The 25,952-nt window shown below is 62.5% G+C and carries 24 protein-coding genes; 8 read left to right on the forward strand and 16 right to left on the reverse strand.

Annotated features, from left to right (window positions below):
* Positions 1-61 precede the first annotated feature (61 nt).
* The 8 genes from SUTH_RS13670 to pcnB form a co-directional block, all read right to left on the reverse strand.
* The gene (locus tag SUTH_RS13670) at positions 62-1,525 is read right to left on the reverse strand and encodes a DUF294 nucleotidyltransferase-like domain-containing protein (protein WP_041099993.1); all 1,464 of its coding nucleotides are present in this window, start codon (positions 1,523-1,525) and stop codon (positions 62-64) included.
* A gap of 51 nt (positions 1,526-1,576) precedes the next feature.
* Positions 1,577-1,948 carry a response regulator transcription factor gene (locus tag SUTH_RS13675; protein WP_041099995.1) on the reverse strand — a complete coding sequence of 124 codons (372 nt, stop codon included), beginning with the start codon at positions 1,946-1,948 and terminating at the stop codon, positions 1,577-1,579.
* A 115-nt stretch (positions 1,949-2,063) separates the two neighbouring features.
* The gene (gene panD, locus SUTH_RS13680) at positions 2,064-2,447 is read right to left on the reverse strand and encodes an aspartate 1-decarboxylase (protein ID WP_041099997.1); all 384 of its coding nucleotides are present in this window, start codon (positions 2,445-2,447) and stop codon (positions 2,064-2,066) included.
* Positions 2,448-2,560: 113 nt separating this feature from the next.
* On the reverse strand, positions 2,561-3,388 hold the full coding sequence (gene panC, locus SUTH_RS13685) for a pantoate--beta-alanine ligase (RefSeq protein WP_041099999.1): 828 nt from the start codon (positions 3,386-3,388) through the stop codon (positions 2,561-2,563).
* Entirely contained in the window at positions 3,388-4,203 is an 816-nt protein-coding gene (gene panB / locus SUTH_RS13690) for a 3-methyl-2-oxobutanoate hydroxymethyltransferase (RefSeq protein WP_041100001.1), read from the reverse strand. Before panB ends, panC begins: the two co-directional genes overlap by 1 nt.
* Positions 4,200-4,562, reverse strand: a complete 363-nt coding sequence (locus SUTH_RS13695) for a DMT family protein (protein WP_041100003.1) — start codon at positions 4,560-4,562, stop codon at positions 4,200-4,202. The genes panB and SUTH_RS13695 overlap by 4 nt, the downstream gene beginning before the upstream one ends.
* Before the next feature lie 3 nt (positions 4,563-4,565).
* A complete protein-coding gene (folK, locus tag SUTH_RS13700) occupies positions 4,566-5,060 on the reverse strand; it encodes a 2-amino-4-hydroxy-6-hydroxymethyldihydropteridine diphosphokinase (protein WP_041100005.1) in 495 nt (164 codons plus the stop codon).
* 1 nt (position 5,061) lies between these two features.
* Positions 5,062-6,414: a polynucleotide adenylyltransferase PcnB gene (gene pcnB / locus SUTH_RS13705; RefSeq protein WP_041100007.1), complete on the reverse strand. Its 1,353-nt coding sequence runs from the start codon at positions 6,412-6,414 to the stop codon at positions 5,062-5,064.
* A gap of 112 nt (positions 6,415-6,526) precedes the next feature.
* Here pcnB and SUTH_RS13710 point away from each other — a divergent pair, with 112 nt between their 5' ends.
* Positions 6,527-9,358, forward strand: coding sequence for a valine--tRNA ligase (locus tag SUTH_RS13710; protein ID WP_041100009.1), 2,832 nt, complete (start codon positions 6,527-6,529; stop codon positions 9,356-9,358).
* A gap of 62 nt (positions 9,359-9,420) precedes the next feature.
* On the opposite strand, the gene SUTH_RS13715 is transcribed toward SUTH_RS13710, so the two are convergent.
* The 7 genes from SUTH_RS13715 to SUTH_RS13745 all read right to left on the reverse strand — a co-directional run bounded on the left by SUTH_RS13715 (position 9,421) and on the right by SUTH_RS13745 (position 17,520).
* Positions 9,421-10,332 carry a hypothetical protein gene (locus SUTH_RS13715; protein ID WP_041100011.1) on the reverse strand — a complete coding sequence of 304 codons (912 nt, stop codon included), beginning with the start codon at positions 10,330-10,332 and terminating at the stop codon, positions 9,421-9,423.
* Positions 10,333-10,445: 113 nt separating this feature from the next.
* Positions 10,446-11,744, reverse strand: coding sequence for an OmpP1/FadL family transporter (locus SUTH_RS13720; protein WP_041100013.1), 1,299 nt, complete (start codon positions 11,742-11,744; stop codon positions 10,446-10,448).
* A 38-nt stretch (positions 11,745-11,782) separates the two neighbouring features.
* Entirely contained in the window at positions 11,783-12,277 is a 495-nt protein-coding gene (dsrE2, locus tag SUTH_RS13725; protein ID WP_041102355.1) for a sulfur carrier protein DsrE2, read from the reverse strand.
* 327 nt (positions 12,278-12,604) lie between these two features.
* Positions 12,605-12,832, reverse strand: a complete 228-nt coding sequence (locus tag SUTH_RS13730; protein WP_041100015.1) for a sulfurtransferase TusA family protein — start codon at positions 12,830-12,832, stop codon at positions 12,605-12,607.
* 91 nt (positions 12,833-12,923) lie between these two features.
* Positions 12,924-13,901: a dimethyl sulfoxide reductase anchor subunit family protein gene (locus SUTH_RS13735; protein ID WP_041100017.1), complete on the reverse strand. Its 978-nt coding sequence runs from the start codon at positions 13,899-13,901 to the stop codon at positions 12,924-12,926.
* A 17-nt stretch (positions 13,902-13,918) separates the two neighbouring features.
* Complete coding sequence (locus SUTH_RS13740; RefSeq protein WP_041100019.1) at positions 13,919-14,650, reverse strand: 4Fe-4S dicluster domain-containing protein; 732 nt, start codon at positions 14,648-14,650, stop codon at positions 13,919-13,921.
* Complete coding sequence (locus SUTH_RS13745) at positions 14,647-17,520, reverse strand: molybdopterin oxidoreductase family protein (protein WP_052473645.1); 2,874 nt, start codon at positions 17,518-17,520, stop codon at positions 14,647-14,649. Before SUTH_RS13745 ends, SUTH_RS13740 begins: the two co-directional genes overlap by 4 nt.
* A gap of 185 nt (positions 17,521-17,705) precedes the next feature.
* On the opposite strand from SUTH_RS13745, the gene SUTH_RS13750 reads away from it, so the two are divergent.
* Genes SUTH_RS13750 through SUTH_RS13760 form a run of 3 tightly spaced genes read left to right on the forward strand, consistent with a single transcriptional unit; the run spans position 17,706 to position 18,825 of the window.
* Positions 17,706-18,110 carry a hypothetical protein gene (locus SUTH_RS13750; protein ID WP_193789299.1) on the forward strand — a complete coding sequence of 135 codons (405 nt, stop codon included), beginning with the start codon at positions 17,706-17,708 and terminating at the stop codon, positions 18,108-18,110.
* The gene (locus tag SUTH_RS13755; RefSeq protein ID WP_041100021.1) at positions 18,107-18,295 is read left to right on the forward strand and encodes a hypothetical protein; all 189 of its coding nucleotides are present in this window, start codon (positions 18,107-18,109) and stop codon (positions 18,293-18,295) included. Before SUTH_RS13750 ends, SUTH_RS13755 begins: the two co-directional genes overlap by 4 nt.
* The gene (locus SUTH_RS13760) at positions 18,292-18,825 is read left to right on the forward strand and encodes a metallophosphoesterase family protein (protein WP_041100023.1); all 534 of its coding nucleotides are present in this window, start codon (positions 18,292-18,294) and stop codon (positions 18,823-18,825) included. Before SUTH_RS13755 ends, SUTH_RS13760 begins: the two co-directional genes overlap by 4 nt.
* Positions 18,826-18,831: 6 nt before the next feature.
* On the opposite strand, the gene SUTH_RS13765 is transcribed toward SUTH_RS13760, so the two are convergent.
* Complete coding sequence (locus SUTH_RS13765) at positions 18,832-20,352, reverse strand: GGDEF domain-containing protein (RefSeq protein WP_171817372.1); 1,521 nt, start codon at positions 20,350-20,352, stop codon at positions 18,832-18,834.
* 350 nt (positions 20,353-20,702) lie between these two features.
* Between SUTH_RS13765 and SUTH_RS13770 the strand changes: the two genes are divergently transcribed.
* The 4 genes from SUTH_RS13770 (at position 20,703) to SUTH_RS13785 (ending at position 25,913) form a co-directional block, all read left to right on the forward strand.
* The gene (locus SUTH_RS13770) at positions 20,703-21,989 is read left to right on the forward strand and encodes a CoB--CoM heterodisulfide reductase iron-sulfur subunit A family protein (protein WP_041100027.1); all 1,287 of its coding nucleotides are present in this window, start codon (positions 20,703-20,705) and stop codon (positions 21,987-21,989) included.
* 117 nt (positions 21,990-22,106) lie between these two features.
* Complete coding sequence (locus SUTH_RS13775) at positions 22,107-24,350, forward strand: hydrogenase iron-sulfur subunit (RefSeq protein WP_041100029.1); 2,244 nt, start codon at positions 22,107-22,109, stop codon at positions 24,348-24,350.
* A 13-nt stretch (positions 24,351-24,363) separates the two neighbouring features.
* Positions 24,364-24,999: a 4Fe-4S dicluster domain-containing protein gene (locus SUTH_RS13780; protein ID WP_041100031.1), complete on the forward strand. Its 636-nt coding sequence runs from the start codon at positions 24,364-24,366 to the stop codon at positions 24,997-24,999.
* A 14-nt stretch (positions 25,000-25,013) separates the two neighbouring features.
* Positions 25,014-25,913: a CoB--CoM heterodisulfide reductase iron-sulfur subunit B family protein gene (locus SUTH_RS13785; protein ID WP_041100033.1), complete on the forward strand. Its 900-nt coding sequence runs from the start codon at positions 25,014-25,016 to the stop codon at positions 25,911-25,913.
* Positions 25,914-25,952: the final 39 nt, after the last annotated feature.

Genomic DNA, 25,952 nt, shown 5'->3' on the forward strand with positions numbered 1-25,952 from the left:
TACGCTCTCCTCGCCGCTGCGGATAACGACACGGCGATTTACCGCTCGTCCGTCGCCGGCCCTAATTCAGATAATCCAGCCGCAAGCGCTGCTGCAAGGTTCGCGCTTCGCGCAGGGCCTCCTTGAGGATCAGCCGATCGAGCTTGTGCAGGCGATCCGGATTGAGCCGGTTGGCCGCATCGGGAAACTCTCCGGAAACCTGATTCTGCAGACGCAGGCGCTGTATCTGATAGAAGGAGGCAGCCATCGCGGCGACCTCCTCGACCGGCATCCCCAGGGCCGGCCGCACACCGCGCAGACGTTCGACGGTATTGGTCTGGGCGACTCCGTAAGCCAGGGCAAAAATCCGCGCCGCATCGACAAACAGGCGGATCCCCTGCCCTTTGAGGTCGAGCGTGCGAGGAAAGTCGGGGCCGCCGCCAAGCCGGAAATCACGCCACCAGCTCAACGGCGGCGCCTGCTCCAGCGCATTGCCCGCCATCGCCCGCAGGAAGGCGGTGTTTCCCTTGACTCGCTGCAACAGCCATTCCTGCAGCTCGGCGACCAGCTCTTCGCGGCCATAGAGTGGACGGAAATCGAAAAAAATGGTGGCATTGAGCAAGGCCTCGGGCTCCGGCACCGCGATCCAGCCGCCAAACCGCTGCTTCCACTCATCGAGGGAAAGGCACCAGGTCGGGTTGCCGGCCATGATCTGTCCCGAGCACAACGGAAACCCGCAGGCATCGAGCGCCGCATTGACGGCCTGGGCGAAGGGCAGGAATTTCCGGCGCAGCTCCCCGGCTTCCTCCGCCGAGGCCGCCTCGAACACGATGCCGTTGTCCTGGTCGGTGACCAGGGTCTGTTCCAGCCTGCCCTCCGATCCGAAAACCAGCCAGCACCATGGCACATAGGGAAGCTCGAACTGGCCCTCCACCAGATCGATCGCCTGCAGGGCGATCAGGTCGTTGAGGGCCGCAATCCACTCGCACAATACCTCCGCCCCGCTTCCCTCGATCAGGCGGCGGGAGGCAAAACGCCTCACGGCAACAGTCTGCACCGAAAGCTCGGCAATACTCCGGGTTGCCAGAATGGCGTTGGCCAGGCTCGCCGAATCCGCGGCCTGCATGCCATACAGATCGCCCTGCGAGACGACATTGAAGAGGCGTCCATCGGGCCCGGTCAGGATCAGGTGGCGCATGCCGCGACGGAACATGAGAACGGTCGCCTGATGTACCGTCGCCTCCGCCGGCAGGGTGGCGAGGCCTCCGGTCATGACGCCGGCCACCGGTCCGGCAAGATCACATTCGCCATCGATGATGGAACGCAGCGCATCGCGCAGGCTGACAATGCCCAGCGGCACCGAGCTCGTCTTGTCGACGACTACCGCCGCCTCGGCAGCGCGGGAATCGATGGCCCGCAGGGTGTCGCGCACCGATGTTGCCGGATCGACCACGACGGGCGGCGCCAGCGGCAGATTGCGCAGCGCCGTGTTGAGGTTCACCGGCGCCGCGGCGAAGGCGTCAGGCCTGCCGGCGGATTCCTGCATGGCGGATGCGCCCGGTAGGGTTGCTCCCGCACAGCGGGCGATTCATGGCTTTCATGCGCGGTCCATCAGCGCCTTGACCTTGGCGACCAGCTCCCTGGTCGAAAATGGCTTGGTCATATAGACGTCGGCACCGAGTGCAAGTCCCTTGGACACCTCCGTATCGCGCCCCTTGGCGGTCAGCATCATGATTCTCAAGTCCTTGAATTCAGGATCCTGGCGCAGATCCTGACAGACTTCGAAGCCATTGCGCAGCGGCATCATGACGTCGAGAATCGCCAGATCGGGCCGCTCGGCGCGGACCTTAGCCAGCGCTTCGGCGCCATTCTGCGCGACGATCACGTCGTAGCCTTCGCGCTTCAGCAGAAACTCGATTGAAATGACGATATTCGGCTCGTCGTCGGCTATCAGTATTCTCTTCGCCATGCGTCCCCCGTCTTTCAGGTCTGGTGTGCTTCCTGTCGGAAGAATACACCGCGCCTCGCCACGGACATAAAAAAGCCCACCGCTAGGGTGGGCTTTTCATGCAGCGGCCGGAAAATCAGGCGGCGGCTTGCGCCGGAATCTGCCGGCTGTGGTGGGTAATGCGGTTTCTGGCATCGACATACACCAGATCGGGCTCGAAATTCTGCAGCTCGATCTCGTTCATCATGGCGTAGGTGGCGATGATCAGCAGGTCGCCGGTGGCGGCCTTGCGCGCGGCGGCGCCATTCACGGAAATGGTGCCGGTGCCGCGTTCGGCGCGAATGGCGTAGGTGGTGAAGCGCTCGCCGTTGTTGACGTTGTAGATGTCGATCTGCTGGTATTCCTTGATGTCCGCCGCTTCGAGCAGGTTTTCATCGATCGCGCAGGAACCCTCGTAGTGCAGTTCGGCGTGTGTCACCGTCACGCGGTGAAGTTTCGACTTGAGCATCATGCGTTGCATTGTCAGACCTTTCTCATGCAAAGGCGGCAATCAATCGGGAACGGCCCCTAAGGAGCACTGTTCCCGCCTCGTTCGCTTCTGGCACACCACCGGCATGAGCGCATCGCAGTGGCCTAAACTTCCAGATTGTCGATGAGGCGCGTGCTTCCGAGACGCGCCGCCGCCAACACCACCAATCCGGAATCGTGAGCGGATGGCAATTGTAGATCAAGTTTTTTACGCAATGCAACATAATCCGTAATCCAGCCACTGGCCTGCAACTCCGATATTGCCCCTTGTTCAAGCAAGGTCAAATTTCGTCCCCCGGCACGTACCGCCTCTACTACTTTGGTCAGTACCCGGAACAAATGCGGCGCTTCCGCCCTTTCCGCGGCGGACAGGTAGCCGTTGCGCGAGGACAGGGCCAGGCCGTCGGCCGCGCGCACCGTCTCGCCGCCGATGATGTCGATGGGCAGGTTGAACTCGCGCACCATGTTGCGAATTACCATCAGTTGCTGGTAATCCTTCTTGCCAAACAAGGCCACGTCGGGCTGGGCGATCTGGAACAGCTTCATCACCACCGTGGCGACGCCGCGAAAATGCCCGGGGCGGAACTCGCCATCGAGGATGCCGGCCTGCTCGGGTGGCGGCTCGACCTGGTAGGTCTGCGGCTGCGGGTACATTTCCGCTTCCTGCGGGGCGAACAGGTCATCGACCCCCGCCGCCGCGAGGCGCTCGCAATCCGCCACGAAGGTGCGCGGGTATTTTTCGAAATCCTCGCCGGGACGGAACTGCAGACGATTGACGAAAATGGTCGCAATCACCTGATCGGCGTTGTCGCGCGCCTGCGTCATCAGCGCAATGTGGCCGTCGTGCAGGTTGCCCATGGTGGGCACCAGCGCCACGCGACCGTCCCTGCGCCGCGCCGCCCGCAGCGACGCGATGGTTTCGTGGATGCGCATCAGTAACAGTGCTCCGGGCCGGGGAACGAGCCGTCCTTCACCGCCCTGACGTAGGCCTGTACGGCACCGTCGATGCTCTGCGCCTCGGCCATGAAGTCCTTGACGAAGCGCCCCTTCTTGCCCGGATAGACGCCGAGCATGTCGTGCAGTACCAGCACCTGGCCGTCGCACTCCTTGCCGGCGCCGATGCCGATGGTGGCGCAGACCTTGAGCAATTGCGTGATTTCACTGGCGAGCTGGGCGGGCACCATTTCCAGCACCATCATCGCGGCGCCGGCCTGTTCCAGCGCCAAGGCTTCGCGCTTCATGCGCGCCGCGCCCTCCTCGCCGCGCCCCTGCACCCGGTAGCCGCCCAGCGCATGCACTGACTGCGGCGTAAGGCCGATGTGGGCGCAGACCGGCACGCCGCGTTCAACCAGGAAATGCACGGTCTCGGCCATCACCTCGCCGCCCTCCAGCTTGACCATCTCGGCGCCGGCGGCCAGCAGCTTTCCGGCATTGCGGATCGCCTGCTCCTTCGACTCGTGGTAGGCGCCGAAGGGCATGTCGGCGACCAGCATCGGCCGCGACGGCAGCGCCGCGACGCAGGCCGTGTGATAGACCATGTGCTCCATGGTCACCGGCAAGGTCGAGGTCTTGCCCTGGATCACGTTGCCCAGCGAATCGCCGACCAGCATCACATCGACGCCGCAGCGGTCCTCCAGCGCGGCGAAGCTGGCGTCATAACAGGTGAGCATGGCGATCTTCTCGCCTTCGCGCTTCATGCGGCCCAGTTCCGGCAAGGTAATCGGCTTGTTGCTGGCGAGGTAGGTCATGGCGATCTGAAAATGAAATAAACGGCGCCTAGGATACACAAACCCGCCCACAGAAAATCCAGCTTGAGCGGCTGCTTCATGTAGAACAGGGCAAACGGAACGAATACCGTGAGAGTGATCACTTCCTGCAGGATCTTGAGCTGGCCCAACGACATCTCGGAGTGGCCGATGCGATTGGCCGGCACCTGCAACAGGTACTCGAACAAGGCAATGCCCCACGAGGCCAGCGCGGCGATCCACCACGGCCGGTCGTTGAGGTTCTTCAAATGCGCATACCAGGCGAAGGTCATGAAGACATTCGAAGCCGTGAGCAACAGCGTGGTCTGCCAGACAACCGGGATATGCGGCAGTGACGACATGGTTCAGGCAGCTGGCGACAGCATCTTCTCGATCTGCTGATCGGCGCAGCGCAGCAGCAGATCGCCTACGTTGCCGTGGCCCGGAATGCGCAACAGCGGTGCGATTTCGGCCAGCGGCGCCAGCACGAAGGCACGCTCGTGCAGGCGCGGATGCGGCAGGGTCAGTTGCGGGTCGTCGCTGAGCAGGTTGCCGTAGAGCAGCAGGTCGAGATCCAGCGTGCGCGGCGCGTTCTTCACGCTGCGCTGGCGACCGAAGTCCGCTTCGATCGCAAACAGGGATTGCATGAGAGTCGGCGCCGGCGACACGGCGACCAGCTCGACCACGGCGTTGATGAAGTCGGGCTGGTGCTTGAGTCCGACCGGCGCCGTGCGATACAGCGAAGATGCAGCGATGAATTCGGTCTGCGGCATTTTGCGCAAGGCGAGGATGGCCGCCTTCACCGTCGCCGCCGGGTCCCCCAGATTGGCGCCCAGCGCGATGAAGCAACGCTGCCCCACGTCAGCTTTCGCTGCTGACCGGACTGGCGGAATCCCCCTCGCCCGACGCCTTCTTGCCGCGCACGCGACGCCGCTTCTTCTTTGGTCCGCTGTCGGGGATCAGCAGGGCTTCGCGGCCTTCGTGATCGGCATTCTGGAAGGCATCCCACCAATCGGCGATGTCCATGCCGATTTCGCCGCTTTCGGCGCGCAAGACGAGGAAATCATAGCCGGCGCGAAAACGCGGCAGCTCGATCAGGCGATAGGGCGACTTTCCGGCGCGCTTCTCGAAGCGTGGCTGCAAGGACCAGATGTCCTTGATGTCGCCTACGATGCGGCGCGTGATGGCGAGCTTTTCGCCCTGCGCATCGAGCACCTCGTCCATCGCTTCGTAGAGCGCGGGAATCGGCACTTCGCCGCGGGCTTTGCGGATCTCCCAGTTGGCCAGCACTTCGTGCCAGAGCAGCGTGGCGAACAGGTAGCCGGGCGACAGGGACTTGCCGGCCTTGACCCGCGCATCGGTATTGGCCAGCGAGAGCATGACGAACTTCTCGCCCAGCGGCTGTTCCAGGATCACATCCAGCATCGGCAGCAGGCCATGATGCAGGCCGTCGTCGCGCAGGCGTTTGAGGCATTCGACCGAGTGCCCGGAAAACAGCAGCTTCAGCATCTCGTCGAAGAGGCGCGCCGCGGGTACGTTTTCCATCAGCTCGGCCATTTCGCGGATCGGCGCACGCACCGCCGGATCGAGCGTCAGGCCCAGCTTTGCGGACAGACGCACGGCGCGCAGCATGCGCACCGGGTCTTCGCGATAGCGCAGCTTCGGCTCGCCGATCATGCGCAGGGTCTTCTGCTGCAGGTCGGCCACGCCGTGGTGGTAGTCGATCACCGTCTCCGAGGATGGATCGTAGTAAAGCGCGTTGACCGTGAAGTCGCGGCGCGCGGCGTCTTCCGCGATCGAGCCGAAGACGTTGTCGCGCAGCACGCGGCCGTGTTCGTCCTTGACGGTATGGGCATCGTGCGCGGCGCGGAAGGTGGACACTTCGAGCGTCTCGCCGCCCTGCATCACATGCACGATCTGGAAGCGGCGGCCGATGATGCGGGCGCGGCGGAACAGGGCGCGCACCTGCTCCGGTTCGGCATCGGTGGCAATGTCGTAATCCTTGGGATCGATGCCCGCGATCAGGTCGCGCACCGCGCCGCCGACGATATAGGCCTTGTAGCCCGCCTGCTGCAGCGTCTCGCAGGTACGGCGGGCGCCCAGCGACACATGGTCGCGGCGAATGCCATGGCGCGCCACGGGAATCATGGCCGGCGCATGGGATGACGGGGAATCGCCGCGACGGAACACGCGGCGCAACAGCTTGCGGATCATGGGATTGGAACGAAAAGGAGGGCGCAATGATAGCTGATATTGCCGCCCCGGAATTGCACGGAGGGGCGCCGGCTTCCGTTAAAATTGCCGGTTTCTGTCCCTCGCACGACCTATGGAACTCGCCAAGAGCTTCGAACCCGCCGAAATCGAGCGGCGCTGGTACCCGATCTGGGAGTCGCGCGGCTATTTCGCCGCCGGGCTCGACACCGCAAAAACAGACAATTTCTGCATCCTGCTGCCGCCGCCGAACGTCACCGGCACGCTGCACATGGGCCACGGCTTCAACCAGGCGATCATGGATTCGCTGACGCGCTACCACCGCATGCGCGGCGACAATACGCTGTGGCAGCCGGGCACCGACCACGCCGGCATCGCGACGCAAATCGTGGTCGAGCGCCAGCTCGACGCGCAGGGCATTTCCCGCCACGATCTCGGGCGCGAATCCTTCCTGGAAAAAGTCTGGGAGTGGAAGGAGTACTCGGGCAACACCATCACCCGGCAGATGCGCCGCCTGGGCACCAGCCCGGACTGGTCGCGCGAACGCTTCACCATGGACGCCGGCTTGTCGAAGATCGTCACCGAGACCTTCGTCCGGCTCTACAACGAGGGCTTGATCTATCGCGGCAAGCGGCTGGTGAATTGGGATCCGAAGCTGCTTACCGCCGTGTCCGACCTCGAAGTCGTGAGCGAGGAGGAGGACGGCTTCATGTGGGAGATCCGCTATCCGTTTGTGGATGGCGAAGGCGTGGGCGAACTGATCGTCGCCACCACGCGGCCGGAAACACTGCTGGGCGACGTAGCCGTGGCGGTGAATCCGGAGGACGAACGTTACGCGCATCTGGTCGGCAAACATGTGCATCTGCCGCTGTGCGGCCGCGAGATTCCGATCATTGCCGACAGCTATGTGGACAAGGAATTCGGCACCGGCTGCGTCAAGATCACGCCGGCACATGATTTCAACGACTGGCAGGTAGGCCATCGCCACGGCCTGGCGCCGATCTCGATCCTGACGCTGGACGCTCGCATCAACGAGCACGGACCCGAGAAATACCGGGGCATGGACCGCTACGAAGCGCGCAAGGCCGTGGTTGCCGACCTCGAAGCGCAAGGCCTGCTGGTCAGCACCAAGCCGCACAAGCTGATGGTGCCGCGCGGTGACCGCACCGGCGTGGTGATCGAGCCGATGCTCACCGACCAGTGGTTCGTCGCCATGACCAGGCCCGGGACCGATGGCAGCAGCATCGCCGGCAAGGCACTGGAATGCGTGGCCTCGGGCGAGATCCGCTTCGTCCCCGAGAACTGGGTCAATACCTACAACCAGTGGCTCAACAACATCCAGGACTGGTGCATTTCGCGCCAGCTCTGGTGGGGCCACCAGATTCCCGCCTGGTATGCGGACGACGGCCGCTTCTATGTCGCCCACGACGAAGCCGAGGCCTACGCACAAGCAAGGCGCGACGGCTACACGGGCGGTCTCGAACGCGATCCCGACGTGCTCGACACCTGGTACTCGTCGGCGCTGTGGCCCTTCTCGACGCTGGACTGGACGCCCGAATGGCCGGCCAAATCGAACACCGCGCTCGACCTCTACCTTCCTTCGACGGTGCTCGTCACCGGCTTCGACATCATCTTCTTCTGGGTGGCGCGCATGGTGATGATGACGAAACACATCACCGGAAAGATCCCCTTCCGCGACGTCTATGTGCACGGCCTGATCCGCGACGCGGAAGGCCAAAAGATGTCGAAATCCAAGGGCAACGTGCTCGATCCGATCGACCTGATCGACGGCATCACGCTCGAAGAACTGGTGGCGAAGCGCACCACGGGGCTGATGAACCCCAGAGATGCGGCCAAGATCGAGAAGCGCACCCGCCGCGAATATCCGAACGGCATCCCCGGCTTCGGCACCGACGCGCTGCGCTTCACCTTCCTGTCGCTGGCGTCGCCCGGCCGCGACATCAAGTTCGACATGCAGCGCTGCGAGGGCTATCGCAACTTCTGCAACAAGCTGTGGAACGCCTCGCGCTTCGTGCTGATGAACTGCGAAGGACAGGATTGCGGCCTCGCGCCGCACGGCTCGGACGCCTGCAACGCCACCTACCTCGACTTCTCCCAGGCCGATCGCTGGATTGTCAGCCGCCTGCAGAAGGTCGAGCACGAAGTCGAGCAGCACTATGCCGACTATCGCTTCGACCTGCTGGCCCGCGCGATTTACGAGTTTGTCTGGGACGAATACTGCGACTGGTATCTGGAGCTGGCCAAGGTGCAGGTGCAGCAGGGAAGCGGAGCGCAGCAGCGCGCCACGCGGCGCACCCTGGTGCGCGTGCTGGAAACCGTTCTGCGCCTCGCGCATCCGCTGATTCCCTTCATCACCGAGGAACTCTGGCAGACCGTCGCGCCGATTGCCGGTCGCGCCGACGGCAGCGACATATCGCGTTCGATCATGTTGCAGCCCTACCCGAAAGCCGAACTCGAACGCTGCGATGCCGACGCCGAAGCCTGGGTGGCGCGGCTCAAGGACATGATCAACGCCTGCCGCAGCCTGCGCGGCGAAATGAACATCTCCCCGGCGCAGAAAGTGCCGTTAGTCGGCGCTGGCGACACGGCGATTCTGAACGCCTACGCGCCTTACCTCGCAGCGCTGGCCAAGCTTTCCGAGGTCACCACGGCCGACGCGCTGCCCGATTCCGACGCACCGGTGCAGATCGTCGGCGACTTCCGCCTGATGCTGAAGATCGAGATCGACGTCGCCGCCGAGAAGGAGCGCATCGCCAGGGAAATCGCCCGCATCGAAGGCGAAATCGTCAAGGCGGAAAAGAAACTCGGCACTGAAAGCTTTGTCTCCCGCGCGCCCGCACAGGTGGTTGCGCAGGAGCGTGAACGGCTGCAAGGCTTTTCCTCGCTGCTGGAAAAACTTCAGGCGCAGTTCGCGCGATTGGGATGACGGAAACAAACAGTCCGGCTCATGGCCGGACTGTTTGCATGGCAAACCGCGCTACGCAGTGATCAGCGCGCGTCTTTCTTGCCGCCGACCGTCATGGCCAGTGCCTCGCGGATGGCCTCGGGCGACTTCATGATGTTCATGAAGCTGTTGGCGCCCATCATTGACAGATCGGGAAAGCTGACCGCAATGCGGAAACGGGCGTACTGGCCGTAAACCTTGTTGTCCGACACAAGGATGTCGTAGGGCAGGTGTGCGGCCGACTTCACGTCCTTGAAGTCGATTTCGCTCATCAGGTAGGCGTCGTCCATCATCTTGCTGTCACCCGTACCCTTCATCGCCACGCCGAACAGGACTTCCTTCTTGCCAGCGACATCGACGCGATAAACCTTGGTCACGCCCTGCTTGCCAGCGGCCAGGCCGGCCTCGACAGCCTTGACCGCCTCTTCGTGGCTGCCGTACTGGACGAACTCATTGAGCTCGTTGAAGTATTCCATGCCGAAGGCGTAGTGATACTTGCGCAACTGCGCCGCCGTCAGGCCCTTGGCGCCGAATTCCTCCACCTTGCCCAGCGCCGCCTGCAGTTTTGCCGCCGTGTCCTTGAGTTCGCCCGTCATGCGGTAGGCATTGGCCCAGTAGGGCGGATTGGTGTAGGACACCTGAACGTCGTTGCCGACCTTGACCACCGCCACGCGCATCGCCGCACCGAAGCCGCCATGCTCCGACTTGGCAGCGGTAGCGCGCAATTCGTCGTTGGTGACGCCGATAACGGTGGTGTTCGCGTAGGGCGAATAGCTGCCGGCCACGGTGAAGCCCGCCTTGCCCAGCGCGGCTCTGGTCGCTTCGACCTTCTGCGCCAAGTCGCCGGCGCCCTTTGAAGCCAGCACGAAAGGTTTCAGCACGGCATCCTGCGCGAACGCCACGGTGGTGCTCAACGCCAGGGCCAGCACACTCAGGATTTTGCGAATTTTGGACATATCTCTCCCCCTCGGGACAATTTGCGTTTTTGGAATTTGGATGAAACAAGGGCTGAAAGCGTTGCCGCTTTCAGCCCTTTTCGTTGATTACGTCATTCGACGCGATCAGCCGATCAGAACTTCATGCCGTAGGCGATGCCCAGCGCGTTCTGATGCATTTTCAGGTCGACGGGGTGGCCGCTCACCGCAACTGCTCCACCGCAACCAAACGCGACTACGCACCCGCCATTACCGGTACCGACACCCGTAACCTTCTTTTCGAAGGCATGCATGTAAGACAAGGACAGTTCCGACTTGTCGGCCAGCGTCCAAGTAGCGCCCAGAGTCAGGTGATCTTCAACCGTGGCCGGCGCCAGGATGTTGAAGAAAGTCTGGGTTGAACCGAGCGGCGTCTTGGCATGGTTATAACCGGCACGCAGCAGCAGGTTAGGCGCATATTGATAGCTCATGCCCAACTTGTACACTGTCTGGTTGCCCCAGCCAAAACCAGACCCATTCTCGGAGCCCAAGAGGGTGCCAGCAACGCCCGGGAACTTGTCACCATTGTTGGCAATGGACTTGACTGCCCCATAGTTGATCTGGACCACATCGGCCGCGACGGTAAGTTTGTCATTGGCCTTGTAGGCAATACCCAAGCCATAGGTCTCAGGAATGTCAAACTTTCCCTGCTGGGCGAAGAGTCCTTTGTACTTGTCGAACCTGGACATACTGGTCTTCGGCTGGTAGGTGGCACCGAGCGTGACCGCAGGCGAAATCTGCCCGGTCCAGCCTAACTTCAGTCCAAGTCCTGTCGAGTAGTCCTTGCCGCGATTCGTAACGCTTTCAGGAGCGCTGCTTTGTGTAGCAACGGCAAACGACTCCAAGCCACGCGCTTCAAAGTTTTGAAATACCAGATTCAGGCTGACGCCGATCGTGTGGTTCTTGTTGATCTTCCAGGCAAACGTCGGCGCAATGAACATTTGCTCAAGATTGCTGTAAGTATTGGTCGCTGCTCCGGAAATCACGACTTTGCCGTAATCGGTATTCATGCCGCCATTGCCGTAGACGTTGATGCCAACCGCCATGTCCCAGCCGAGCATCTTGTTGTAGCCGAGCTCCGGCACGGCAAAGAGGTTCCTGCCGCTCTTGGAATCCTCAAGGGGGCGGTTATACGCACCATTGGTGGCCGTCCATGTCGCCGTGCGGATCGGTGCAAACAGATCCAGACCTACATCAAGGCGATCGCCCACCATCGCCATGCCCGCCGGGTTCGACGCAGCCGCAAGCGAGTCCTGGGGCAGGGCGATGCCGACACCGCCCATGCTCTTGGCCTTGATGCCGAAGCCGTGCGAGAAATAGCCGTTGGTGGCGAAGGCCGAGCCGGAAGCAGCGGCAATAGCCAGAAGTGCTGCAATTTTTTTCATTTTCATCATTTCATCTCCCTGCGGGTTTTAAGTTGTTTGAAGCGGAATCACATGAACAGCGAAACATCGGCCTTCTGCGCCATCGGCAGGAAGGTCGCGGCGCCGACATAGTCGAGCCCGGGAATGAAGTCGTCGTGGCTGAAGCCGAACAGCTCGACCGTCATCTGGCAGGCGCTGAACTTGACGTCGGCTTCCTGCGCCAGCCCACGCAATTCTTCGATCGTGGCGACGCCGTTGTTCTTGATGGTCTGCTGCATCAGCATCGTGGCGACGGTCTCGAAACCGGGTACACCAGCCTGGATGATGTTGGGAATGTTCCAGTTGATGCCCTTGAACCAGTCCGGACCGAAGGGCATTTTCATCGGCATGCCGGGATTGCCGAGCGGGCTGACTTTCAGGTCGGAGACATCCTTCTTCAGCAGGTTGAGGCCGTAGAAGGTGAAGAAGATCGACACATCCCAGCCCAGCGCCGCGGCCGTGGAACCGAGAATGAAGGGCGGGTAGGCCCAGTCCAGAGTGCCGCGGGTGGCGATGATGGCCATTGACGGCGTTTTTGATTCTTCGCGCTGGCGCAGGGCTTCTTCGAGCTTCTGCGGCAGCAGTTCTTCCAGGCGGCGATTGACGAGTTCGTCGATGTTGGCGATTTCGGGGGTGGCGCCCATGTGTATTCTCCTGGTCAGAATGACCGACAAGTTTGATGATTAAACAAATCGCAGTGCAGCAACCAGTCGATTTTTTCTATGTCCCTATAGCAAACGATGATTCGACCGGTTGCGCAAGTCGGCGCTCGCGACACGGCGTCCCGCCCCGACGTGCACAAACTAAAACGGCCCGCCCGAAGGCCGGCCGTTTATGCGGAGCGTAGCGACTTACTTGCGCTTCATGAAGAATTCGAATTCCTTGTCCTTCTGCGCACTGGCCAGCAGCTCATTGCCCGTCTGCTTGGCAAACGCGGCGAAATCCTTAACCGAACCGGGATCGGTGGCGATGATGCGCAACACCTGACCCGGCTGCAGCTCGGCCAGCGACTTCTTGGCGCGCAGGATGGGAAGCGGGCAATTGAGGCCGCGGGCGTCGAGTTCCTTGTCGAAGTTCATGTTGTTTCCTCTCTCGTGACTTGTAATGGTGATACGGATTAGTTATTTAGCGTTCGATAATATATCCAAAGACCCTGGGCGACAACCGGGTTTAACTGATGGACTGATAATACAAATTTTGCGGATGGTTGGCTTGGGCGAAGAAGAACCAGCGCTCGGCCAGCAGCCCGGCATACTGCACCACAAAGGCGGCCACCAGAGCGGCCATGCCATCTTGCATCCCCGCCAGCAACAACAGGAGCGGCACGGGGAATGCAGCCAGCAGGAAGAACCATTTCACTCCGCGCAACACGGCAACCGGCCGACCGTGAAAAAATTCGCGCGTGTTGAAGCTGCCGCCCATGAAGCCCTGCGTCTTCTGCACGATCCGCGGATGCTTGATGCCGATGGCGGTCTGCAGCGTCGATTTCGGCTTGAGCCGCGCATTGCGGTAGAGCGAGGCAATGCGGCCGATCAGCCCGAGCACCGTAATGATCGCGGCCCAGCCGGCGAGGAAGCTCACCAGCTCAGGCGCCGTCGCCGCAGCGAACGCAGCAGCCAGAGTGAAGCCGGAGGCACCACCGAGCAGGACGTAGTTAATGACCGTCAGCGGCGAATGCCACTCGGCAAGAAACTTCAGGCAGGCGTAGATCATCCCGGTGCAGATGAACAGGGCAAATGCGAGGACGGTGCCAGCCACGCCAAGAATGGCGGTCGGATCGACCGGCAAGCCGCCGGGCAGGGTCATCAGCACCGGGTGCCATTCGAGCCAGTGCGCCAGTCCATACAGAAAGACCACGCCCATGAAGGCCGGCAGCACGATCACTTCGCGTGACAGCCAGGATGTACGCCACATGGCGGCGGAACGCCAGGCACGCTCCGGATGCCCCAGATGGAAGAATGAGGCGACCAGGCCGGCGACCAGCAGCGCCAAGGCCAACAGGCTGCCCTGCCCGTAGAAACCGTGGGCATCGGGTTGCGGCAGCAGCTTGAAGGCGGCGTAGGACTGCGCGGTGAACAACGCGAGGAACAGCCCCTGGGCGGCACCGATCAGGGTAGTCAGGAAGATGACTGAGAACGCGGGATGCATGTCGGTTAGGAATCCAGTTACCAGGTCGTGACGTCGTCGAGGGTCGGTTCGTCCATGGCCGGCTTGGGCAACTGGCGATCGACCTTGAGCGGATTGTCGGCGCGCTCGAGTTCGTCCTCGTGGATCTTGATGCGGGTCTTGCGCCGCGGCAGGTAATGGTTGGCCGGATGCGTGCCCCACTCCGGCATCAGCGCATAGCCGCCGCTTTCGCGGATCGCCACGGATACGGCCGACTCGGGATCGTGAACGTCGCCGAACAGGCGAGCCGAGGTCGGACAGGCCTTGACGCAGGACGGCTTGCGATCGGCTTCAGCCATTGTCATGTCGTAGATGCGATCGACGCACAGCGTGCATTTCTTCATCACCTGCTGCTGCTCGTCGAGTTCGCGCGCGCCGTAGGGGCAGGCCCAGGAGCAGTACTTGCAGCCGATGCACTTGTCGTAATTGACGAGGACGATGCCGTCCTCCTTGCGCTTGTAGGAGGCCCCTGTCGGGCACACCGGCACGCAGGGCGGGTCTTCGCAATGCAGGCAGGATTTGGGGAAGTGCACCGTTTCGGTAGTGGGGAACTCGCCGACCTCGAAGGTCTGTACGCGATTGAAAAAAGTCCCGGTCGGATCGGCGCCGTAGGGATTCTGGTCGCCCATCGGACCGGCGCTGCCGGAGGTATTCCATTCCTTGCAGGAGGTCACGCAGGCCTGGCAGCCGACGCAGACGTTGAGGTCGATGACCAATGCCAGTTGAGTCATTTCGGCTTGACTCCGAGGAAGGCGAGGATGGCGCTGCGCGTCTTCATCCCCGGATAAGGCTTCATGGTCTCGAACTGGGGCGAAGTGATCGCCGTCTCGCCAGCGCCGACTTTATAAATCCTGACCCGCACGTCGTACCACGCCGCCTGGCCGGTGATCGGGTCGGAATTCGATATCCGCCTGCCGGCCTCCGGCAGTTCTTCCGAAATCAGGTGGTTGAGCAGGAAGCCCTTTTGCGATTCATTGGCATCGGGCGTCAGGTTCCAGGCCCCCGCCGCCTTGCCGATGGCATTCCAGGTCCACACCGTTCCCGGTTCGACCGCCTCGGAATGGCGCGCCATGCACTTGACCTTGCCCCATTGCGACTCGACCCAGATCCAGTCGCCGTCGTCAATGCCCTGCTGACGCGCGGTCAGTGCATTGACGAAGAGATAGTTGTGGGTGTGGATCTGCCGCAGCCAGGCGTTCTGCGAATCCCAGGAGTGGTACATCGCCATCGGCCGCTGCGTCACCGCCGCCAACGGATACTTCTGCTTGTCGGTCGCCAGGGCTTCGAGGGTGTCGTAGTAGAAGGGCAGCGGATCGAAATAGGTGTCGATGCGCTTTTTCAAATGCTCCGGCGGTTTGCGCGTCAGGCCCTTGCCCTGAGCGGCCGAGCGGAAGCGTTGCAGCACTTCGGAATAGATGTGGATCAGGATGGGTTCGGCATAACGCGTGATGCGGTTGCGCTGCGACCATTCGAGGTAGCCCTTGTTCCAGTTGCGCATGTACTGGTAGGACTTGGGCAGTTCGTAGTGGAAGACACAGTTGTTCTTCTTGTACATCTCCCACTGGTTCGGGTTCGGCTCGCCACGCAGCGACTTCTCGCCGCCCTTGCCGCGCCAGCCGGCGAGGAAACCGATGCCGGAGCCCGGCTCGGATTCCCAATTGACGACAAAATCCGGGTAGTCGCGGAACTTGCGCGCGCCTTCCTTGGTCACGAAGGCGGGCAGCTTGAGCCGCGTGCCGAGTTCGATCAGCACTTCCTGGAAGGGTTTGCAGTCGCCCGACACGGGTACCACCGGGATGCGCACGGAATCCACCGGACCGTCGAACTCCGAAATCGGCCGGTCGAGCATGGACATCACGTCATGCCGTTCGAGGTAGGTCGTGTCCGGCAGGATCAGGTCGGCGAAGGCCGTCATTTCCGAATGGAAGGCATCGCAGACGACGAGGAAGGGAATCTTGTACTCCCCGCTCTCATCCTTGTCGTTCAGCATCTTGCGCACCTCGACCGCATTCATGGTCGAGTTCCAGGCCATGTTGGCCATGAAGATCAGCAGGGTGTCGATGCGGTAGGGATCGCCGCGCCAGGCATTGGTGATGGCGTTGTGCATCAGGCCGTGCACCGACAGCGGATATTCCCAGGAGAAGGCCTTGTCGATGCGCACCGGGCTGCCGTCGTCATTGACGAACAGGTCGTCCGGATCGGACGGCCAGCCCAGCGCCATGCCGTCCAGAGGCCGGTTGGGCTGCACCGCGCGCGGATCGTTGGGCGTCCGGGCGCAGGGCGGAATCGGCCGCGGGAATGGCGCCTTGTGGCGGAAGCCGCCGGGACGATCGATGGTGCCCAGGAGCGACATCAGGATCGCCATGGCGCGGATGGTCTGGAAGCCGTTGCTGTGCGCCGCGAGGCCGCGCATGGCGTGGAAGGCCACCGGGTTGCCGGTCACCGTGTCGTGTTCATTGCCCCAGGAATCGGTCCAGGCGATCGGCAGTTCGATCTTCTGGTCGCGCGCGGTGACGCCCATTTCGTGCGCCAGGCGGCGGATCACGTCGGCGGGAATGCCGGTGATCTGGCTCGCCCAGTCCGGCGTGTAGTCCTTGACGCGCTCCTGCAGCAACTGGAAGGCCGGTTTTACCGGCGTGCCGTCGGACAGCTTGAACTCGCCCAGCAGGTAGGGATCGGCGCCGGGCTTGTGGGTCACCACCGGCCGGTCGGTGGTGCGGTCCCACCACAGCTTGTCCTGCGGTTCGTAGCAGGCCTCTTCGGTCGGCACTTCGGTACGAACGAAGAAGCCGAACTCGTCGTTGGTCTCGTCGGCATTGATCAATTGCCCGGCGTTGCTGTACTGGACCAGGAAGTCGCGGTCGTACAAGCCGGTGGCGATGATCTCGTGGATGATCGCCAGCAGCAGCGCGCCATCGGTGCCGGGACGGATCGGCACCCATTCGTCGGCAATCGCCGAATAGCCGGTACGCACCGGATTGATCGAAATGAAGCGGCCGCCGTCGCGCTTGAATTTCGACAGCGCGATTTTCATCGGGTTCGAATGGTGGTCCTCGGCGGTGCCGATCATGACGAACAGCTTGGCACGATCGAGGTCCGGCCCGCCGAATTCCCAGAACGAACCGCCGATGGTGTAGATCATGCCGGCGGCCATGTTCACCGAACAGAAGCCGCCGTGCGCCGCGTAGTTGGGCGTGCCGAACTGGCGCGCGAACATGCCGGTCAGCGCCTGCATCTGGTCGCGGCCGGTGAACAGGGCGAACTTCTTCGGATCGGTGGCGCGGATTTTCCCGAGGCGTTCGGCCAGGGTGGCAAAAGCCTCGTCCCACTCGATCTCTTCGAACTCGCCGGCCCCGCGCTCAGCCCCCGCCTTGCGTTTGAGCGGCTTCAAGAGGCGCGCCGGGGAATACTGCTTCATGATGCCCGACGAACCCTTGGCACAGATCACGCCCTTGTTCAGCGGATGGTCCGGATTGCCGTCGATGTAGCGCACCACACCGTCGCGCAGATGGACGCGGATGCCGCAGCGGCAGGCGCACATGTAGCATGTGGTGTTCTTGACTTCCTGAACCGGAGGAAGGGATGCGGTGGCCGCTTGCATTGGGGAATAAGAAGTCGGAGGCGATATATTAGAAAGTCTCAATATTCTGACTTTAAGCAATGTCCGCGCACAAGGGGATAATTTCTATTTTTGGATAAGCAACAGTGATTGCCCGAATTCAGCCGGCCGCTGTAGAGTGGCCGCCCCATGCAAGAACAGCCTCGCATGAAAGAAAGCGAATACCCATGAGCATTCCCGACTTTACCGCCAGCGAATTCCAACTGGCCAACCAGATCCTTCTCGAACGCTACGGCCGCCTGGTCCCCCTGCAAGCAGCGGAGGTCGAACTCCTGCTCGACCCCGAAGACAAGGAACCGACCCCCTGTCCCGCGCTCTACTGGAACGAGCTGGGCGCGGAATTCATCGTCGCCAAGGTCGGCGAGCAGCGTTTCCACTGCCAGTTCTTCTATTCGGAGAACGAGATCTTCGGCACCGGCCGCGATGTTTATGACAATCTCGGCGACTGCGTGACCATCCTGCTGCAAGTCCAGGCCGACCACCACGGCACGCGCTCCGCCGCCGTGACCGAAACCATCGGCAACAAGGCCCCGGCGCAGGACGACGACTATCACGGTCCGCTCATCATATGACCCTGGAAAAAGCCCGCCAGCTGCTGGGCACCCAGGTGAGCTTCGGCGGCGGCTACAACCGCAACGGCGCGCGGCTGATCCTCGCCGACGTGGCGAAGGAACATGGCCAGGCGGCAGCCGATGCGCTGATCCGCGAATTTCGCCTCGACGAAATATTTGGCTTCGGCAAGGACAAGGAACAATGAAAATCTGCATCCTCTCCGACAGCCACGACCGCGGCCCGATGATGGCGACGGCGGTGGCCACGGCCAAGGCCGAGGGCGCCGAGGCCGTGATCCATTGCGGCGACATCATCGGCGGCAACACACTCAAGGCCTCGCTCAAGCTTGGGCTGCCGATCCACGCCGTGCACGGCAACAACCTCGGCGACCCGGTATCGATTGCGCGCATCGCCTGCCACTCCGACGAGCAACTGCACTATTACGGCCAGGACGCGACGCTGACGCTGGGCGGCCGGCGCATCTTCCTCACCCACTATCCGCACCTCGGCCATGGCATGGCCTGCACTGGTGATTACGACCTGGTCTGCTGCGGTCACAGCCACGAAACGGAAATCCGGCAGCAGCCCAATATCCATGGCGGGTTCACCTGGCTGGTCAATCCGGGCACCGTCGCCGGGCTTGGCGCGCCGGCCGCCACCTGGATACTCGCCGACCTGGAAACCCTGCAATTCGAGATCCGGACCCTGCCCGACGCGCGCACGACAGGTGCATAAGCCGATTCAGGCCTTGCCCTGATCTTCGCGCACTATGCGATAGCAGTTCCGCCCCGCGGTCTTGGCTTCGTACATCGCCAGATCCGCGACCCGCAGCAGTTCTTCGGCAGTGCGTCCGGCATCCGGATAAACCGCGACACCTATGCTGCCGCCGATGCGGGCGGCCTCGGCACCGATCATGAACGGCAGCGCAAGCTCGGCCAGTATCTTGGCGGCCACGGCCTCCGCGGATTCGAGCGACTTGACGCCCTCGATCACCACGACGAACTCGTCGCCGCCGCAGCGGGCGACCGTATCGGCGGAGCGTACCGACGCTTCGAGCCGCTTCGCAACCTGGCACAGAAGCTGGTCGCCGGCACCATGCCCCAGCGTGTCATTGACCTCCTTGAAGTGATCAAGGTCGATCACCATCACGGCGGCCGACGTCTGCGTCCGCGCCGCGCGCTCCACCATGTGAGCCAGTCGGTCATCGAGGAACAGTCGATTGGCGAGGCCGGTCAGCGCATCATGCATCGCCCGGTCGCGCAGCTCGGAAACCGCCTGCTCGCGCCGGGTCACGTCATACATCAGGCCGTACCAGCCGACGACGCACTCGCCCTCCGCTGCGTGCCGGGGCACCAGGGTAACGTCGAAATTGCGCCATACGCCCTCCGCAGACCGCTTGCGCGCAAGGAATTCCACCACCTCCCCGCGCAGCACGGCTTCCTGATACGGCGCAAAACCTCCCGCCGCATCGAGCTCGATCAGCTTGCTGATGTGCATTCCTGGCGCACCGTCGATCGGTATCGCAAAAAACTTCTCGAAGCCGCGGTTGGCAAACAAACAGCGGCCTTCCCGATCGCCTTCGAATACCAGGCAGGGAATATGTTCGGCCACCAGGCGCAAGTCCGACTCGCGCTTTTCGGCGGCTTGCAGATGCAGCCTGACCTCCCCGTTCAAGCGTCTTTCTTCGGCGTAGCGCTCGCCAAACAGGCGCAGCAGGTAAAGCGTCATCATCGCGCTGATCGACAACACGACCAGATACGCAACCGCCACGATGCCCGGCGGTACCTGTGCGGCGATCCCAAGCGCGCCCGCATGCTGGCCGATGGCCAGGAAAATCACCGCCACGCAACTGACAATGAACAAGCCGATGCAGTAGCGGGCACCGAGCATCCATCCCGAGAACACCAGCATGATCGGATACGCGATGAGGATCGGCGTGCGCACCCCTTCGGCAATGAATCCAGCATAGGTTGCAATCACCCAGGCGCCCAGTATCAGCAGGCGCACCGCCGCGACCGAGCCACGCCAGCGCAGCACGACAAGCGATGCGGCGGCGAGCACAATGAGGCCGATGACCGAATAAATCCGCGGCGCATACTCCCCGGTCATCACAAGCAGCGACGCCATGAACAGCGCCGAACCGATCAGGACTACCCAGATCGTTCCCCTCAACAGGGCAACATGCGCGTCAAGAATCAGTCCGGGATAATCGTCGATCGGTGATTGCAATCGGGAAAATCGGGTTCTTTCGGGAGTTTCCATGTCAGCCTTTCCTGCCCGCAGGTTCATGGTCCTTCCGAAGTCGAATGCGTTTCTTGATATGCGTCAAGACAGGGAGTTTCATTTTCCGCCGAGCCAGTATTTGCGCGGTCCGACGCCCACCGACACAGCATTCAGCTTTTCTATTTGAACATTGGAAGATTGCACCGCTGGAAACCGTGCAACCGCTAAAATCGCGGATACGCAAGATCATTTTTAGTTCCGGCATAACGCCCGCTCACGCGAGCATTAGCCTTTCGCAACAGGAACGTGTTTTAGCTCCGGCACAACGCCCGCTCACGCGGGCGAGCCTACTCTGAAACACTTCGTACCATGTTTTCCGGGAGCTCGATGTGACGGCTTCAATAGCAACCAACCAGACCATACTGGTAGTAGGCGGCGGCATCAGCGGCATGACGGCGGCGCTCGAAGCCGCGGAATGCGGCAAGCAGGTGATCCTGGTCGAAAAGACCCCCGTCCTTGGCGGCCGCACCGCGCGGCTCTACCGCTACTTTCCCAAGATGTGCCATCCGACCTGCGGGCTGGAGATCAACCTGCGGCGCATCAAGCAGAACCGCAACATCCGCCTGATGACCATGACCGAGGTCACCGCCGTTTCCGGCAGTCGCGGCAACTACAGCGTGACGCTGAAAGTCGCGCCGCGCTTCGTCAATGAAAACTGTACCGCCTGCGGCAAATGCGGCGAAGCCGTTACGGCCGAAGTGTCGAACCCGTGGAATTACGGGCTGGACAAAATGAAGGCGGCCTACCTGCCGCACAACATGGCCTATCCGCAGCGCTATGTGATCGATCCGTCCATCGTCGGCACGCCCGAGGGCGAGAAGGCCAAGGCGGCCTGCCCGGTGGGCGCCGTCGATCTGGACATGAAGGAAGAGTCGGTCTCCTTGCAAGTCGGCGCCGTGATCTATGCCACCGGCTGGCGTCCCTACGATGCCGCCAAGATCCAGCCCTACGGCTACGATCGTTTCCCCAACGTCATCACCAGCCTCGAATTCGAGCGCCTGGCCGATCCGCAAGGCCCCACCGGCGGCAAGATCCTGCGTCCGGGCGACGGCAAGGAAGCGAAGAACGTCGCCTTCATCCAATGCGCCGGCTCGCGCGACGAAAACCACCTGCGCCACTGCTCGCGCATCTGCTGCATGGCCTCGCTGAAGCAGACGCAGTACGTGCGCGAAGCCTTTGGCGAAACCGGCAAGTCGACGATCTACTACATCGACATCCGCGCCATCGACCGCTTCGAGGATTTCTACCAGATGGTGCAGAAGGACGCGACCGTCAGTTTCGTCAAGAGCAAGGTCGCCAAGATCGTCGAGAACAAGGAAAACGGCAACCCGATCCTGCACGGCGTCGACACCGAGGGCTACCACCGCTACGCCACCGAGCACGACCTGGTCGTGCTGGCGGTCGGCATGGAACCCGAGATCACCGGGGTGAAACTGCCCGACGACGTGATCCTCGATTCCTCGAACTTCATCGAAGGCAGCAAGGACGGCGGCATGTTCGGCGCCGGCGCGGCATCCAGCCCGCTCGACGTCAATCGCTCGGTGCAAAGTGCCACGGCCGCATCGCTGCACGCAATACAGGTCATTCATAAAACCGCTTCAACGGAGGCCGCGTAATGACAGCCTTCCCCCTGTCCCCCTTCCCACGGAAGGGGGTAACCACAGTTCGCGGGCTGCGCCCGCTCCAATGCAATGACTCGCTGCCCCCTTGGGGCGGCCCTGCGGAGGCCGCACATGGCTGACAACAAATTCGCCGCGTACATCTGCTCCGGCTGTGGCATCGGCGATGCCATGAAGGTGCCGCAGCTCGAAGCCATCGCCAAGAAGGAAGGCAAGATGGCGATCGTCAAGAGCCATCCCTTCCTGTGCAACGCCGAGGGCGTGCAGACGATCAAGGACGACATCGCCAACGAGGCCGTCACCCATGTCTGCATCGCCGCCTGCTCGCGCCGCGCCAAAACCGAGGCCTTCCAGTTCGACGGTGTCGCCATGTCGCGCGCCAACCTGCGCGAAGGCGTGCTGTGGGTGGTCGCCGCCGGCAAGGACCACGACGAAGTGCGCCAGGAAATGGCGGCCGACTACGTCCGCATGGGCTGCGCCGAACTCAAGAAAATGACCCAGCCCGCCGGCAACGTCAAGGAAAGCTCCTCCAAGCGCATCCTCGTCGTCGGTGGCGGCATGTCGGGAATGACCGCCGCGCTGGAAATCGCCGCAACGGGCTACGAAGCCGTACTGGTCGAGAAGACCGGCGCGCTGGGCGGCATGGCGGCGAAGCTGTGGAAGCGCCAGCCGTTCAAGACGCCGTATTCGGCGGCGCAGGAAGTCGGCGCTGACGACACGGCGGCGAGGGTCGCCGCCAATCCGAAGATCAAGCTGCACCTGAACTCGACGATTGCCGAAACCTCCGGCGCTCCGGGCCGCTTCGTCATCAAGGTGGCGCAGGAATCGGGCGCCGTGACCGAGGAAACCGTCGGCGCCATCGTCCAGGCCACGGGCTTCACGACTTACGACATGGCCAAGCTGCCGGAACTCGGCGGTGGCCAGGCCAACGTGGTGGACCAGGCCGGGCTCGAAGCACTCGCCAGGCAAGCCAACGGCGGCGCCATCAAGCGCGCCGACGGCAAGGACATCAAGTCGGTGGTCTTCGTCCAGTGCGCCGGCCAGCGCGATGATACGGGCACGCATCTGTCCTACTGCTCCGGTCACTGCTGCGGCACCAGCATCAAGCAGGCGACCTACTTCAAGGACCAGAACCCCGACATCGACACCGTGGTCGTGTATCAGGACCTGCGGATGCCGGGCATGGGCGAGGATTTCTACCGCAGCGCCCAGGAACGTGGCGTGATCTTCACCAAGGGCAAGGCGAGCAAGGTCACCGGCGGCGACAGCTGTGCTGTCACCTTCAAGGACCTGATCCTCGACGAAGAGAACACCATTGCCGCCGACCTCGTGGTGCTGGCCACCGGCCAGGTGCCGAACGCCGGCGTCGACCTCGACGCCTGGAACCCGGTGGTGACCGCCGCCGAAGGGGGCGACGAGGCGGCCAAGGTGCGGCGCGACGAGATGAAGACGATTTCGATCCTCAATCTCAACTATCGCCAGGGTCCGGACATGCCGCAGTTCAAGCATGGCTTCGCCGACTCGCATTTCATCTGCTTTCCCTACGAGACGCGCCGCACCGGCATCTACGCCGCCGGCCCGGTACGCCGTCCGATGGACATCCTGCAGGCCACCGACGACGCCACCGGCGCCGCGCTGAAGGCGATCCAGGCGGTGGAAGCCGTCGCCGTCGGCCGTGCCGCGCATCCGCGCTCGGGCGACCTGTCCTTCCCCACCGCGCGCCTCGAAGGCTGTACCCAGTGCAAGCGCTGCACCGTCGAGTGCCCCTTCGGCGCCATCGACGAAGACGAAAAGCGCTTTCCGGTGTTCAACGAGGAGCGCTGCCGTCGCTGCGGCACCTGCATGGGCGCCTGCCCGGTGCGCGTGATCTCCTTCGAGAACTATTCCTGCGACACCGTCGGCAGCCAGGTCAAGGCCATCGAGGTGCCCGAGGAAGACGAGGAGAAGCCGCGCATCCTGGTGCTGGCCTGCGAGAACGACGCCTACCCGGCGCTCGACATGGCCGGCCTGGCGCGCCTCAACTACTCGGCTTTCGTCCGCATCATCCCGGTGCGCTGCCTCGGTTCGGTGAATACCATCTGGATCACCGACGCGCTCAACGCCGGCTATGACGGCGTGATGATGATGGGCTGCAAGAAGGGCGACGACTACCAGTGCCACTTCGTCAAGGGCTCGGAACTCGCGCATTACCGCATGAGCAAGATCGGCGACACGCTGAAGCAGCTCGGCCTGGAACCCGAACGGGTGCAGACCCAGGAAGTGGCGATCACCGACAACGTCCGCGTGGTCAAGCTGATCAACGACTACGTCGCCGAACTCGACAAGCTCGGCCCCTCGCCCATGAAGGGCTTCGGCTAAGGAGATGCGAGAGATGACTACTGCAAATCAATCCGCGAATCTGGGTGCGCTGGAACGTTACCGCAACAACTTCCTCAGGGAGGTTGAAGCCAACGTCGAAGAAGGCCACATGGTCAAGATGTGCATGCAGTGCGGCGTCTGCGCCGGCTCCTGCCCGCTGGGTCCGGCCTGGCAGCACTCGCCGCAGAAGATCTTCATGATGATCCGCGCCGGCAAGCGCGACGAAGTGCTGGGTTCCGACTCGATGTTCATGTGCACCTCCTGCTACAACTGCATGGTGCGCTGCCCGCGCCAGCTGCCGATCACGCACATCATGCACGGCCTGGCCAATTATGCGCATCGCCTCGGCCTCGCCCCCAAGGGCCAGCCGACGCGCGATTTCGCCACGCTGTTCTGGAACAACCTGATCAAGAAGGGACGCGTCAATGAACTGACGCTGACGCTTCGTCACTACTTCCGGGGGGGCCTGGTATCCGGCATCAAGGAGGCGCTTTCGATGCAGGGCATCGGCCTCGGCCTGCTGCTCGCCAAGCGCCTCAATCCCATGGAAATATTCGGCGGCCACGGCGTCAAGGATCTCAAGGGCTTCCACGCCATCATCGCCAAGGCGAAGGAAATCGAGGATCGCAAGAAGGGCTTCAGCGCCTGACGGAGAGAAAGAAAATGTCCAAGAAAGAATACGCGTTCTATCCCGGTTGCTCTTCCCAGCTCAAGGCCTCGGCCTCGAACTACCTGGTGTCGACCAACTCGATGTGCACGGCGCTCGACATCAAACTGACCGAGATTCCGGACTGGAACTGCTGCGGCGCCTCGATCGGCTATTGCGAAGGCGGCGAGTTGCCGCGCATCGCCATCAATGCGCGCAACTTCGCCCAGGCCGAAACCCACCTGCCGGGACAGGACATCGTCGCCACCTGTGCCGCCTGCTGGCTCGGCGCGCGCGAAAGCAAGGAACGCCTCGACGCCTCGGCCGTGCTGATGAAGGAAACCAACGAGGCGCTGGCCGCGGCCGGCCTGCACTACAAGGGCGAGGTCGAAGTGCGCCACATGGTCGAAGTGCTGATCGAGGACTTCGGCTACGAGGGCCTCAAGGCGCCGATGAAGAAGTCGCTGGAAGGCCTCAAGATCGCCGGCTATGTGGGCTGCCAGACCAACCGCCCCTTCGGCATCGTCGGCGAATCCTTCGAGAACCCGCTCTACCTCGACAAGATGGTCGAGACCTTTGGCGGCGAGGCACTGACCAAGTACGAGCAGAAGGTCACCTGCTGTGGCGGCGCGCTGGCCTTCTCCGAGCCGGAGAAAAGCCAGAAGCAGATCCGCGACATCGTCGAATCGGCCTACGACCACGGCGCCGAGATGATCGTCACTCCCTGCCCGCTGTGCCAGGCCAACGTCGAGGTCTACCAGTCCGAGATCAACAAGAAGCAGGGCACCAAGTTCAACATGCCCGTGGTGTATTACTCGCAGCTGATGACCGTCGCCTACGGCGGCTCGGCCAAGGACGCGGCGCTCGACGGCCAGCTGATCCGCGCCGAAAAGCTGGAAAAGATCGCCGGCAAGTAAGCCGGCGGGTGTAACAAAGAGTCGGCGCTGGCGGTACGG

The organism is Sulfuritalea hydrogenivorans sk43H, assembly GCF_000828635.1.
In the GTDB taxonomy this organism is placed as follows: domain Bacteria; phylum Pseudomonadota; class Gammaproteobacteria; order Burkholderiales; family Rhodocyclaceae; genus Sulfuritalea; species Sulfuritalea hydrogenivorans.

Bases quoted from the DNA above. Each gene is read 5' to 3' on its own strand.
- panD (WP_041099997.1), bottom strand. From the start codon at position 2,447: ATGCAACGCATGATGCTCAAGTCGAAACTTCACCGCGTGACGGTGACA.
- SUTH_RS13755 (WP_041100021.1), top strand. From the start codon at position 18,107: ATGACCCTGGAAAAAGCCCGCCAGCTGCTGGGCACCCAGGTGAGCTTC.
- SUTH_RS13695 (WP_041100003.1), bottom strand. From the start codon at position 4,562: ATGTCGTCACTGCCGCATATCCCGGTTGTCTGGCAGACCACGCTGTTG.
- SUTH_RS13735 (WP_041100017.1), bottom strand. From the start codon at position 13,901: ATGCATCCCGCGTTCTCAGTCATCTTCCTGACTACCCTGATCGGTGCC.
- SUTH_RS13730 (WP_041100015.1), bottom strand. From the start codon at position 12,832: ATGAACTTCGACAAGGAACTCGACGCCCGCGGCCTCAATTGCCCGCTT.
- panC (WP_041099999.1), bottom strand. From the start codon at position 3,388: ATGCGCATCCACGAAACCATCGCGTCGCTGCGGGCGGCGCGGCGCAGG.
- dsrE2 (WP_041102355.1), bottom strand. From the start codon at position 12,277: ATGGCCATCATCGCCACCCGCGGCACTCTGGACTGGGCCTACCCGCCC.
- SUTH_RS13750 (WP_193789299.1), top strand. From the start codon at position 17,706: ATGAGCATTCCCGACTTTACCGCCAGCGAATTCCAACTGGCCAACCAG.
- SUTH_RS13765 (WP_171817372.1), bottom strand. From the start codon at position 20,352: ATGGAAACTCCCGAAAGAACCCGATTTTCCCGATTGCAATCACCGATC.
- SUTH_RS13715 (WP_041100011.1), bottom strand. From the start codon at position 10,332: ATGTCCAAAATTCGCAAAATCCTGAGTGTGCTGGCCCTGGCGTTGAGC.
- SUTH_RS13745 (WP_052473645.1), bottom strand. From the start codon at position 17,520: ATGCAAGCGGCCACCGCATCCCTTCCTCCGGTTCAGGAAGTCAAGAAC.
- SUTH_RS13740 (WP_041100019.1), bottom strand. From the start codon at position 14,650: ATGACTCAACTGGCATTGGTCATCGACCTCAACGTCTGCGTCGGCTGC.
- SUTH_RS13710 (WP_041100009.1), top strand. From the start codon at position 6,527: ATGGAACTCGCCAAGAGCTTCGAACCCGCCGAAATCGAGCGGCGCTGG.
- SUTH_RS13670 (WP_041099993.1), bottom strand. From the start codon at position 1,525: ATGCAGGAATCCGCCGGCAGGCCTGACGCCTTCGCCGCGGCGCCGGTG.
- SUTH_RS13720 (WP_041100013.1), bottom strand. From the start codon at position 11,744: ATGATGAAAATGAAAAAAATTGCAGCACTTCTGGCTATTGCCGCTGCT.
- panB (WP_041100001.1), bottom strand. From the start codon at position 4,203: ATGACCTACCTCGCCAGCAACAAGCCGATTACCTTGCCGGAACTGGGC.
- SUTH_RS13775 (WP_041100029.1), top strand. From the start codon at position 22,107: ATGGCTGACAACAAATTCGCCGCGTACATCTGCTCCGGCTGTGGCATC.
- SUTH_RS13785 (WP_041100033.1), top strand. From the start codon at position 25,014: ATGTCCAAGAAAGAATACGCGTTCTATCCCGGTTGCTCTTCCCAGCTC.
- SUTH_RS13780 (WP_041100031.1), top strand. From the start codon at position 24,364: ATGACTACTGCAAATCAATCCGCGAATCTGGGTGCGCTGGAACGTTAC.
- pcnB (WP_041100007.1), bottom strand. From the start codon at position 6,414: ATGATCCGCAAGCTGTTGCGCCGCGTGTTCCGTCGCGGCGATTCCCCG.
- SUTH_RS13760 (WP_041100023.1), top strand. From the start codon at position 18,292: ATGAAAATCTGCATCCTCTCCGACAGCCACGACCGCGGCCCGATGATG.
- SUTH_RS13675 (WP_041099995.1), bottom strand. From the start codon at position 1,948: ATGGCGAAGAGAATACTGATAGCCGACGACGAGCCGAATATCGTCATT.